Annotated in this window: 9 protein-coding genes; 4 read left to right on the top strand and 5 right to left on the bottom strand. The window is 45.1% G+C overall.

Annotation, left to right across the window (positions count from 1 at the left end; genetic code table 11):
* Positions 1–79: 79 nt before the first annotated feature.
* Complete coding sequence (locus AACR09_RS09475; protein WP_193834390.1) at positions 80–2,056, bottom strand: bifunctional 2',3'-cyclic-nucleotide 2'-phosphodiesterase/3'-nucleotidase; 1,977 nt, start codon at positions 2,054–2,056, stop codon at positions 80–82.
* Between the two features lie 414 nt (positions 2,057–2,470).
* Here AACR09_RS09475 and cysD point away from each other — a divergent pair, with 414 nt between their 5' ends.
* From cysD to cysC, 4 genes are all read left to right on the top strand, one after another.
* Entirely contained in the window at positions 2,471–3,415 is a 945-nt protein-coding gene (gene cysD / locus AACR09_RS09470) for a sulfate adenylyltransferase subunit CysD (protein WP_226088532.1), read from the top strand.
* 18 nt (positions 3,416–3,433) lie between these two features.
* The gene (gene cysN, locus AACR09_RS09465) at positions 3,434–4,864 is read left to right on the top strand and encodes a sulfate adenylyltransferase subunit CysN (protein WP_004735272.1); all 1,431 of its coding nucleotides are present in this window, start codon (positions 3,434–3,436) and stop codon (positions 4,862–4,864) included.
* 65 nt (positions 4,865–4,929) lie between these two features.
* Positions 4,930–6,654 (top strand): SLC13 family permease, encoded by a 1,725-nt coding sequence (locus AACR09_RS09460; RefSeq protein WP_193834389.1) that lies wholly within the window; start codon positions 4,930–4,932, stop codon positions 6,652–6,654.
* A 24-nt stretch (positions 6,655–6,678) separates the two neighbouring features.
* Positions 6,679–7,299 (top strand): adenylyl-sulfate kinase, encoded by a 621-nt coding sequence (gene cysC / locus AACR09_RS09455; protein ID WP_017083764.1) that lies wholly within the window; start codon positions 6,679–6,681, stop codon positions 7,297–7,299.
* A gap of 165 nt (positions 7,300–7,464) precedes the next feature.
* Here the strand turns inward: cysC and AACR09_RS09450 are convergent, their stop codons facing one another.
* From AACR09_RS09450 to AACR09_RS09435, 4 genes are all read right to left on the bottom strand, one after another.
* Complete coding sequence (locus tag AACR09_RS09450; RefSeq protein ID WP_076646314.1) at positions 7,465–8,373, bottom strand: TIGR03899 family protein; 909 nt, start codon at positions 8,371–8,373, stop codon at positions 7,465–7,467.
* A 527-nt stretch (positions 8,374–8,900) separates the two neighbouring features.
* Positions 8,901–9,416 carry a DUF3299 domain-containing protein gene (locus tag AACR09_RS09445; protein ID WP_004735277.1) on the bottom strand — a complete coding sequence of 172 codons (516 nt, stop codon included), beginning with the start codon at positions 9,414–9,416 and terminating at the stop codon, positions 8,901–8,903.
* 14 nt (positions 9,417–9,430) lie between these two features.
* On the bottom strand, positions 9,431–10,690 hold the full coding sequence (locus AACR09_RS09440) for an ABC transporter permease (RefSeq protein ID WP_004735278.1): 1,260 nt from the start codon (positions 10,688–10,690) through the stop codon (positions 9,431–9,433).
* Positions 10,687–11,403: an ABC transporter ATP-binding protein gene (locus AACR09_RS09435; RefSeq protein ID WP_004735279.1), complete on the bottom strand. Its 717-nt coding sequence runs from the start codon at positions 11,401–11,403 to the stop codon at positions 10,687–10,689. The genes AACR09_RS09440 and AACR09_RS09435 overlap by 4 nt, the downstream gene beginning before the upstream one ends.
* Positions 11,404–11,443 lie beyond the last annotated feature (40 nt).

Here is an 11,443-nt window from a genome sequence, read left to right as displayed (position 1 = left end):
AACATTTAGAAGAAAAGAAAAAGGCTGAGTCGTTAAACTCAGCCTTTCAGAACGTTAACTATGGATTACTTAAAGCAATCTATTTAGTTAGGTCAATCTGGTAAACAGCGAAACCAATATCGTCAGTCGCAACACGTTTCATCGGGTATTGACCCTTCTCTTTAATGAACTCTGCTGCTTTGTCGCTTGGAGATGTTTCAAAGCGGATATCTAGCTTGTTATCCGTTTTGATTGGCGCAAATGACCAATTGTTATCCGCGCTTGGGCTCACTTGACCTTGCTCTTTGCTTACGCGAGAGATGTAGTTTGCAAGAACAGTACGGTTCTCATCTGGTGCATCAAATGCGATGAAGTCTTCACCTGTGCCTGGGAACTTAGCGCTGTATGCACGGTAGTTGTTGGTGGCGATCAGGAAGTCTTGCTTCATGTCGATTAGCTTACCTTGGTAAGTTAGGCCAACAATACGTTGTGAGTCAGGGTTAACGACTTTACAGTTTGCATCGTATTTCGCAGGTTGAGTTACGTCGATTTGGTAATCAACACCGTCGATAACATCGAAGTTGTAAGTGCGGAAATTATCCCACTCGATCAACTGTTGTGGTGCTGTTGAGTTAACATCAACTTGGTTGAACTGACCAGCAGAACACTCGAGCCACTCTTTTACTTCGTGACCTGTTACCTTCATCGCAACTAGCGTGTTCGGGTAAAGGTACAAGTCAGCTGCGTTACGGAATGTCAGTTGACCAGATTCAACTTCAGTGAAGTTCGCTGGGTCATTCTTACGGCCACCAGCTTTGAATGGTGCAGCCGCGGAAAGTACTGGCGTACCATCTAGGTCAGGGTCACCTTGGATGAACTGTTCAACGTAATCTTTCTGTGCAAGGTTAACGATTTGAACTGTTGGATCGTCTTGTACTAGAGACAGGAAGCTGTACATCACATCGTCTGCTTTACCAATCGGTTGGTTAACAAACTCACGAGTACCAGCGTGGTCTTTTTCTAGTGCTGTTACGATGCCTTCATCAGCTGCAGCAAGAGATTTCTTCTCGATTTTGTCGTAGATAGGGCGTGCTTCTGATTGGCCTTTAACAACTTCCCACTTACCGTCTTTTTGTGCAAGTGTTAGATCCATAACACCAACGTGGCTACCCCAACGACCTGGCATTACTGCCGCAACGCCGTTCATGGTGCCCGTTTCGTTGTCGATGCCTTGAATGTCATCAAAACCTTTACCTGGGAAAACTGCGTGAGAGTGGCCGAATGCGATCGCATCGATGCCGTCAACTTCAGATAGGTAGAACGTTGAGTTCTCTTCGCCATTTTTGTATGGGTCAGTTGATACGCCTGAGTGAGGGATAGCAACGATAACCTCTGCACCTTCCGCTTTCATTTGAGGCACTAACTCGTTAGCCGTCTCAATGATATCGCGAGCGATCACTTTGCCTTCTAGATTCTTCTTATCCCACGTCATGATTTGTGGTGGAACAAAACCGATGTAACCCACTTTTACTTCGTGCTCTACACCAGCAGTATCTTCGAACGTGTGCGTCTTGATGATGTAAGGCGTGAAGTAGTGTTCTTTGGTTTCTGCATCGTAAACGTTAGCACTGATGTACGGGAAATCAGCGTCGTTGATCGATTCTTCTAGGAACTCAAGACCGTAGTTGAATTCGTGATTACCTAGGTTTGCAGCGTCGTAGCTTAGTTGGTTCATTGCTTTATATGCAGGGTGAACTTCGCCAGCTTCGATGCCTTTGTCTGCCATGTAGTCACCCATTGGGCTACCTTGCAGTAAGTCACCGTTATCAACTAAAACGCTGTTGGTTACTTCGCTTTGAGCTTCTTTTACTAAAGTTGCAGTACGTGCTAAGCCGATTTTTTTCGATGGCTTGTCTTTGTAGTAGTCGTAATCCATTAGGTTGGTATGGATATCCGTCGTTTCTACGACACGTAATTTAATCACTTCATCGGTATCTGGTGTTGTTGTGCAGCCTGCTAAAGTCAAACCAAGACCCGCAAGTACAGCCAATGACAAAGGTTTCATTGCAACTTTCATTTTGTAGCTCCAAAGTGGATAGTAGAAAATTCGTTGCGTAATGTAACAAAACCGAATGAAACAATGATTACAACGAATGTTAATTCGTGACTTAGATCGATTACTTTATGGTGTTCTGCAAGACGCCTCCCAAAGCTGCTCAATCGATGCGCAACTGATATCGATAATATTAGTCCATTCATTTCACCTGCTTATCGGTAAATCCAATCCCTTATCAGCTTTTCGAATAAAAAATGAAATTTTAGAATTTCCAGTAATATAAGAGGCTCGTCATAATGCCTATATCAAGGACGTATCAGGCAGATGAATAGCAAGGATAGCTCAAAACGAAGCTTCTGTTTTCTTCTAGTGCCAATACTCCCATTCACTCAAGTGGATGAGTTAAATCCCTTGCTTGGCAAGACCAAGTAATGAATTGCTCGTAACGCGAGCCTTAAAGGAAGCACTGAAATGGACCAAGAACGTTTAACCCACCTAAAACAGCTCGAAGCGGAAAGTATTCATATTATCCGTGAAGTAGCGGCTGAGTTTGATAACCCAGTGATGATGTACTCCATCGGAAAAGATTCTTCTGTGATGCTTCATTTAGCTCGCAAAGCGTTTTATCCAGGCAAGATTCCATTCCCGCTATTGCATGTAGATACGGATTGGAAATTCCGCGAGATGATTGAGTTTCGTGATCGTACGGCTAAAAAGTACGGCTTCGACCTTTTAGTACATAAGAACCCTGAAGGTATTGAGATGGGTTGTAGCCCATTTGTACATGGTTCTTCGAAGCACACTGACATCATGAAAACACAGGGCCTTAAGCAGGCGTTAAACAAGTATGGGTTCGATGCGGCTTTTGGTGGTGCGCGTCGTGATGAAGAAAAATCTCGTGCGAAAGAACGTGTTTACTCTTTCCGCGATAAGAACCATACGTGGGATCCAAAAAACCAGCGTCCAGAGCTTTGGCACACCTACAACGGTCAGGTTAATAAGGGCGAAAGCATTCGTGTTTTCCCACTATCTAACTGGACTGAGCTTGATATCTGGCAATACATCTACCTAGAGAGCATCGATATTGTTCCACTTTACCTTTCAGACAAACGCCCTGTGGTTGAGCGTGATGGCATGCTGATCATGGTTGATGATGACCGTATGGAGCTGCAAGAAGGTGAAGTGATTGAAGAGAAAAGCGTTCGTTTTCGTACTTTAGGCTGTTACCCATTAACCGGAGCGGTTGAATCTGAGGCGAATACGCTAACAGGCATTATTGAAGAAATGCTGGTGGCGACGTCTAGTGAGCGTCAAGGTCGAGCGATTGACCATGATCAGTCGGGCTCTATGGAGCTGAAAAAGCGCCAAGGTTATTTCTAAGAATCTAAGGAAAGAAAAATGAATAGTGCAGTAGAAGCCGAATTGGCTGAACTAGGGATTGAAGGTTATCTAAGTCAGCATCAGCATAAATCTATGCTTAGATTTTTAACTTGTGGCTCGGTAGATGACGGTAAAAGTACGTTAATCGGTCGCTTGCTCCATGATACAAAACAGATTTATGAAGATCAGCTAGCAGCGGTTCACTCTGATAGCCAACGAGTGGGTACCACAGGTGAGAAGCCTGATTTAGCACTGCTTGTTGATGGCTTGCAGGCTGAGCGTGAGCAAGGGATTACGATCGATGTGGCTTATCGTTACTTCTCGACTCAAAAGCGTAAATTCATTATTGCTGATACCCCAGGGCATGAGCAGTACACGCGCAACATGGCAACCGGCGCTTCAACGTGTGATCTGGCGGTGATCTTGATTGATGCTCGTAAGGGCGTTCTGGATCAAACCCGTCGTCACTCGTTTATTTCTAACCTACTTGGTTTGAAGCATTTCATCGTCGCAGTCAATAAGATGGATCTGGTGGAGTACTCGCAAGATCGTTTTGAGGAGATTCGCGATCAGTACCTAGAGTTTGCTGAAAACCTAGAGGGCGAAACTAACATTCAGATTTTGCCAGTTTCGGCACTTGAAGGCATTAACGTTGCTGCGCCAAGCAAAGAGCTTGCATGGTTCGAAGGTCCATCGCTATTAGAAGTGTTAGAGAACGTCGACATTGACCAAAAACGTTCTGCGGGCGAATTCCGTTTCCCTGTGCAGTACGTCAATCGTCCTAACCTAGATTTCCGCGGCTTTGCCGGCACAGTGGCTTCAGGTCGTGTCAGCGTGGGTGATGAAATCAAGGCGTTGCCTTCAGGTAAAACTTCTAAGGTGGCAAGCATTGTGACCTTTGATGGAGAACTTGAATCAGCACAAGCGGGTTTGGCGGTAACACTGACTCTTGAAGATGAAATCGATATCAGCCGTGGTGATTTGATTGTGCTGGAAAACGCGCAAATTGAATCCACCAACCACGTATTGGCTGACATCGTGTGGATGACAGAGCAACCACTGCAACCGGGCAAAGCTTACGACATCAAAATCGCAGGCAAGAAAACCGTCGGTCAGGTTGAAACGGTTCGTCATCAATATGACATCAACAACCTGTCGACTCACGCTGTCGATGAGTTACCACTGAACGGTATTGGTTTGTGTGAATGGTCACTGAACGAGACTGTCGCACTGGATAAATACCGTGAGAGTGCCGATACCGGTGGCTTTATCGTTATCGACCGTCTAACCAACGTGACGGTTGGTGCGGGTTTGATTCGAGACCGTTTGGATTCTGTTGAACAGCAAGTCGGTAACTTCTCTGCATTTGAACTTGAGTTCAACGCTCTGGTTCGTAAGCACTTCCCTCATTGGGATGCCAAAGATCTAAGCCAATTACTGAAGTCATAAACGACTAAGTAACAGCTTATTGAATTAGGCGGAAACCCATCGTTTCCGCCATAAAGGACGGGTATATGTGGCAACAAGGATTTGTATTAGCGATTTTGCTCGGCATCATTACTTGCCTGCTCGTTACCCGTATTAAGCCAAGCTTTATCTTTGCTGGCGCGGCGTTTATTGCTTTTATGGCTGGCATGATCGATTTGTCGAGCTTAGCCAATAACTTCACTAACTCCTCGTTACTGACTTTAATTCTTCTTATCCTCGCATCAAGTGCGTTGGAGAAAACTCGCTTAATCAGTTGGGTTAGCCGTAATATCTCTGAAGGTAGGCTAGGTACCGTGGTTGCGAAGTTGGGTATTTCCACAGCGTTACTTTCTTCTTTTACTAATAACACGGCGGTGGTTGTTTCTTTGATCGGGGCGATCAAACGTAATCAACAACATGCGCCATCTAAACTGCTTATCCCTTTGTCATACGCTGCCATCTTAGGTGGAACCCTGACATTGATCGGCACCTCTACCAACTTGATCATCAATAGCTTTGTTGAAGATGCTGGACTGCCAAGCTTAAACTTTTTTACACCGACCTTGATCGGTTTAGCGGTGTTGGTGGGCGGTGTGTTGATCCTCATTCCTCTGAGCTACTTCTTACCCAGCTACGATGATGGTTCTCAAGACGATCTACCTTACTTTCTCGAGGCGCGAGTTGAGCCGGGTTCTCCTTTAGTTGGCCGCAGCGTCAGCGAGAATAACCTCAGAGCATTGAGAAAACTGTTCTTAGCGGAAGTGATTCGAGACGGTAAAACAACCGCGTCTATAGACCCTGATTTTATTCTTCAAGCTCGTGATCGACTACTGTTTTGTGGTGATGTCGAGAGTGTTGCGACACTGCAAGAGATCCAAGGGCTAACTCTGTTTGGTCAGCACCACCTGAACGGCCAGAGCTTTGTTGAGGTCGTAGTCAGTTCATCGGCAAGCTTCTGTAATAAAACCCTCAAAACTAGCCAGTTTAGAGATCGCTTCGATGCGGTTGTGGTTGCCATTCGTCGTGGTCATGAACGCCTTGAAGGTGGCCTTGGAAACATCACATTAACCGCTGGCGATACCTTGATTTTGGTTCCAGGAAAACGTTTTGAAGAACAGCGTCAACAACACAATAAAGAGTTTGTGTTGATGAACGATCTAGACTCAAGCGCCAAGCTTGATGCCGATAAATCGACGTTTGTGTTGCTCTGTTTTGCCAGTGTGATTGGGTTATCGCTCGCTGATGTAGTCCCGATTATTAAAGGGCTAGCGGGATTTTTATTATTGCTGGTGGCATTTGGTGTAGTACAACTTGGTGAGCTTCGCCGCCGCTTCCCCGTCGATATTGTCGTGATCGTTGGTTCGGCACTCTCTATTGCTCAACTGATGATTTCATCTGGGTTGTCTGAGCGAATGGGGCTGATGTTTATGGAGGCCTTTAATGGCTGGGGCGTGTTTGGAGCGCTAGTCGCGACCTATTTCATGACGTTGGTCCTGACTGAGTTGGTGACCAACAATGCGGCAGCGGCACTCTCGTTCCCAATTGGCTACAGTATGGCTGTCGGTTATGGCGTTGACCCAATGCCGTTTATTATGGCGGTTCTGTTTGGTGCCAGTGCCAGTTTTATCTCGCCATACGGCTACCAAACCAACTTACTTGTTTATAGCGTAGGTAATTACCACCTTACGGATTATCTGCGCATCGGCATCCCAATCTCGATTGTTTATTCGGGTTTGGTGCTGACCCTAATTCCTTATTTTTTCCCATTTTAATGCTGTTTATTTAAAGGACTAATTATGACCGCAGTACTCAAACCAAAAGATGAGAATGTTGTGTGGCATCAACACTCGATTGATAAAACATTTCGCTCTGATCTGAAATCACAAAAGCCAGCCGTGCTCTGGTTCACGGGATTATCTGGTTCTGGGAAGTCGACAGTCGCTGGAGCATTAGAAAATCGCTTGGCACAGCTTGGTTACCATACTTACTTATTGGATGGCGATAATGTGCGTCATGGGTTATGTAGCGACCTTGGCTTCTCTGAGCAGGATCGCCGAGAGAATATTCGTCGTATTGGTGAGCTCGCTAAATTGATGGCGGATGCGGGTTTGATCGTGTTGTCAGCGTTTATTTCCCCACATCAAGCTGAAAGACAGTTAGTGCGAGACTTGCTACCTGAAGGCGAGTTTTTAGAGGTGTTTGTGAACACGCCACTCGAGGTTTGTGAGCAGCGTGACCCTAAAGGCCTGTATAAGAAAGCACGAGCTGGAGAGATCCCGAATTTTACAGGCATTAGCTCAGTGTACGAAGCGCCTCAGAACCCTGAGATAGATTTACCTGCGGGTGAGAAGACACTCGATGAACTGGTGGAATTGTGTATTGATGCTTTAGAGAAGCGTAATATTTTAGCCAACTGAGATCGTTGGTATGACTAAGGCTACTCAGCTGTTTATCTGTTTATTCACGACCGATAAATAGTGCAGCCTTGGTTTACCGAGACAAGAAACCTATCCTCTAGATTCTCTTTATTCTTCTCGATACTCTCACTTTTTACACCGTCTATTTTTTGCACCGTCGAGTGCCTAGACGGTGTAATTCACACTGCTTTTCACTTCTGTCTGAACCGTGAATTTCTGGCTTAATAGTGCAATCAGTTGATCGTAATACTGCATGTTGGGTTTGTTGCCAAGTAAGGTGCACAGCTCATTACCTGTTGGACTGAATCGGTAGTAAACCAGTTTAACCCCTTTTGAAATAGGCGCCAGTGACATGCTCTTACCTTGATAAGTTAGGTGTAGGGCTGGGTCGAAATCAATCTCTCCAGATTCTAATTCTGTTCCTAGAATAATCCCGAGTTCAATCAAATGGAGCAAACTAGAGTAGGGCAGGTTGTGTCCACCAAGGTTGATGGTGTTGGTGGTGTCCCTTTTGCCAAAGCTGAAGATTCCAGCATGGGATTTAAAGCCGAGTAATAGTTTCCTGCTGTTATCACTACCAAAGCTACAACCCAGTGACGCGGCTCTTTGCAGGGTGAGCGCTTCTTTTGGTGTCATGTCTTTTAAGATCTGAAGTGCCTTCATCGACGTCGAGCCTGGGTTGGTGACTTCTCGTTTCAGTACTTGAGCCCATAGCCTCTGCATCGATGTATTGTGGATCTCTTGTGCCATATCGAAGAAACGGTATAGCCAGTCCTGATCAGGGTCTCCAGCTGCTTCATCCTTACATGAAGAGTGTGCCAACTTTAGAATCTGTTCTAGGTTCTTTTGGCGAAGCTCTCTACGTTTTTTCTCTCGTAATAGTGCCCGTTCGATAAGCGTACTCTCAGCTTTATCGTTTGGCTTTGTACTATGACTAATTAAGGAATCGAGGCCGAAGTTTTGTGCGATGTGCAGCATTCTGCTTGCACTGTCGGCAATATGAGGCTTTTTCTCATGCTTTTGCTGTGTATCGCTAGCATGCTCAATGATCACTGGCTGTTTAGTTTCTGACATAAGAGTACCGTAAGGAGACGACCCAACACCAATCGTAGTAATTAATTGCTCGCCCTAGCTTGTTAAAACGCTCGATAACAGCGTTAGAATTTTTGATTGTAGAATAACTACTTATCAAAACTATTTATTGAAAAGAGCTTCCTTGTTCTCAAGCCTTTTTCCTACGCTATTTCTGAACACTTACTTATTGTGATTGGTATAACTGTCTAAAATGTAACTCTTTATCTTATTGGTGGCTAGATTTTGCGTGCAGAGTTGAAGGTTTCAACAAAATTTTACTTTTGCTAATGATAATAAAATGTTAAATTTGTTGTAATTCTCAAGGAGGAGTTATGAATCAAGTCAATGATAACAAGCTGAAGAAACAGCTTAGTATAGGGTTATTACTCGCTACTTATGTCGCTGTTCTAGCGTACTTATCTAATTACATCTCGTAATTTAGAATAAAACAATCGTTATTAAACTGTTATTGAATGATCTCACTCGTTCAGTGACGGCAGCTCATCCTTGAGCCACCCTTCTAATGACTACATGTCGTCATATTCTTCAATCGCAGTACCTTCAATAAGATAACCGGTTTGCGCCAAGTCATGGCTTATTGACTCAGTTTTCAGCGTACCCACTAAATAGATCACATCCCATAACTGCTGGATTGGTGCACCTTTAGGGAACTTCACGTAGATGATTTGGTTTGGTGGTGGCGGTGGCACGTGGATACATGCGCCAAAGTACGGTACCAGCAGAAACTCAGTGATCATGTTCTCGTCGCCTTCCAATGGAATCACAAAGCCAGGAATTTTGACTGTGCTGCCATTCAGCTCTGGGCGAACAGCGCCAAGTGTCGATTGTTGAGGTTTGTCCATGCTGTCGTGGTTAACCATCGGCATGCCAAATGAGTCGAGTTGTGCTCGCTCTGATTCTGGAATCAAGTCAATCCAATCGAGTGTTAATACCGATTCGTCAGTCTGAGTGGTTTCAGCGTGAGCTGTGCTGATAAATGGGAACATAAGTAACCCAAGTATCAGTAGGAATTTGCGTTGCATCGTAGGTTCCTATTTTAGATTCTAATAGTCATGCCATCAGACAATGACTGACGGTAAGCCCTGAAAGCGGGAATAAAGCCGATAATGATTCCAGCAACTTGCACCAACATAAGCAGTTTCCACTCATGAGGTGTGATTGCGGATATCGATATGTTGATACCATAACTTTGTTGCACAATAGGAGCAACTACTGCGATCAAGGCAAACAACACGGCAACACCCAATGTGATACCGAGGAAGGTTAGGGCACTTGCTTCACTGATCAGTAAACCAAACACATGACGAGGCCTTGCTCCCATCGCGCGCAGAATAGCCATTTCTCGACGTCTTTCTTGCAAGCTAGTGAGTAGACTACTCAGCATCCCTAACAGTCCCGCGATTACAACAAACCCTGAAACAATCAGTAGTGCTTGTTCTGCTACTGCCATCATTCCCCATAATTCGTGAAGCGCAATGCCTGGCATAATGGCGCTCAAAGGTTCTTGGCGGTAGTTATTGATTTCTCGTTGCAGTGCAAAGGTTTGGATCTTCGATTTAAGGCCAACCATCATCGCGGTAATCTGCTTCGGTTGGAAGTCACGTTGCTTTAGCGCTTCAGCATTCGGTGTGTGCCCGAGGTTAGCCCCCGATTCCCAACCAACGTGAATCGCTTCAATGGCCTCTAACGAAACATGCACCGTTTTATCTACTGGTGTGCCGGTTGGCGCGAGTATTCCGACAATGGTGAAGGGCAGGTTATCATGGCGACTAAAGGCAACATCACTGATACCGTGTGCAAGAATGATGTGATCACCGATTTTGTAATCTAACTTCTTCGCGACATCGGCACCAATCACGACATCAAATAGCTGATTAAACTCTTTACCTTGCTGAAAAGTAAGTGGTTGCTTACTTCCATAGCGATAATTTTCGAAGTAGCTATGGTTCGTGCCCATTACGCGGAAGCCTTTATGTGAATCACCCAATGAGATTGGGATCGCCCACTTTACAGCGTTGTGCTGGCTAAATTCTTCATAGCTTTTCCAGTCGATGTTGTTGGTCGCATTACCGATTCTAAATACGGAATAAAGCAGCAGGTTTACCTGACCAGAGCGGCCACCGACGATAAGGTCAGTACCTGAAATCGTATTCGCAAAGCTGCTCTTAGCTTCGGTTCTTACACGTTCCACACCGAGTAATAGAATGACTGACACCGCCACGGTGAGAATAGTCAGAATGGCTGTGGCTTTACGGTTGAGTACGCTTTTTAAGGCTAAGTGAGTAATTACTTTCATACGACAACCTTAGCTTGGTTAACGGTTTTTAAATCTATGGTTCGAGTGAACAGTTTTTCTAATGTTGGATCGTGACTGACAAAGATCAGGGTAGAACCCGCCTGATTGGCTTGTTCTAGTAACAGTTCGATAAAGGCTTCTCGGTTGTCATGATCCAGAGCCGATGTCGGTTCGTCGGCAATAATGATTTTGGGTTGGCCGATCAAAGCACGAGCGGCAGCAACACGTTGCTGTTGACCAATACTCAACTCGGTAACGGGCTTGTCCATTAGAGCTTGAGGTAGCTTTAATCTGAGCAACAACTCTTGAGCGGTTGCTTGCAGGCTGTTCTGACTTTCAGTGACTTGCTGCTTACGAATCTTAGAAAACTGACAAGGAAGCGTCACGTTGTCGATGACTGACAAGTAAGGAAGCAGGTTAAATTGTTGGAATATATAACCAATATGATCGGCTCTGAATTTGTCTCTCTGGCGAGGTGTTAGCTGTGTGAGATCTTGGCCAAGGATAGATACTTCGCCTTGTTCAGCTTGGTTGATTCCGGTCAGTAACCCTAACAATGTTGATTTCCCGCAACCACTAGGCCCTTTGATGAAAAGGTGCTCTTGGGCTTGGATATGCAGTGAGGGGATCTCTAGCGTTGGGGGCAATTCAGGCTTCCAACGAAAGCTGATATTTTCGAGTTTGACCACAAGTGATGAACTGTCAAAAGACATATTAGCTCCAATAATTAAAGCGGTGTCTCTACTGGACAGT

Origin of the sequence: Vibrio sp. OPT20 (assembly GCF_963889365.1) — a bacterium.
In the GTDB taxonomy this organism is placed as follows: domain Bacteria; phylum Pseudomonadota; class Gammaproteobacteria; order Enterobacterales; family Vibrionaceae; genus Vibrio; species Vibrio splendidus.
This window is presented reverse-complemented; position numbering and strand designations above follow the sequence as displayed.

What these genes read in the sequence shown, in the direction of transcription:
- AACR09_RS09475 (WP_193834390.1), bottom strand. Translation starts at nt 2,056, where the DNA reads ATGAAAGTTGCAATGAAACCTTTGTCATTGGCTGTACTTGCGGGTCTT.
- cysN (WP_004735272.1), top strand. Translation starts at nt 3,434, where the DNA reads ATGAATAGTGCAGTAGAAGCCGAATTGGCTGAACTAGGGATTGAAGGT.
- AACR09_RS09460 (WP_193834389.1), top strand. Translation starts at nt 4,930, where the DNA reads ATGTGGCAACAAGGATTTGTATTAGCGATTTTGCTCGGCATCATTACT.
- cysC (WP_017083764.1), top strand. Translation starts at nt 6,679, where the DNA reads ATGACCGCAGTACTCAAACCAAAAGATGAGAATGTTGTGTGGCATCAA.
- AACR09_RS09450 (WP_076646314.1), bottom strand. Translation starts at nt 8,373, where the DNA reads ATGTCAGAAACTAAACAGCCAGTGATCATTGAGCATGCTAGCGATACA.
- AACR09_RS09445 (WP_004735277.1), bottom strand. Translation starts at nt 9,416, where the DNA reads ATGCAACGCAAATTCCTACTGATACTTGGGTTACTTATGTTCCCATTT.
- AACR09_RS09440 (WP_004735278.1), bottom strand. Translation starts at nt 10,690, where the DNA reads ATGAAAGTAATTACTCACTTAGCCTTAAAAAGCGTACTCAACCGTAAA.
- AACR09_RS09435 (WP_004735279.1), bottom strand. Translation starts at nt 11,403, where the DNA reads ATGTCTTTTGACAGTTCATCACTTGTGGTCAAACTCGAAAATATCAGC.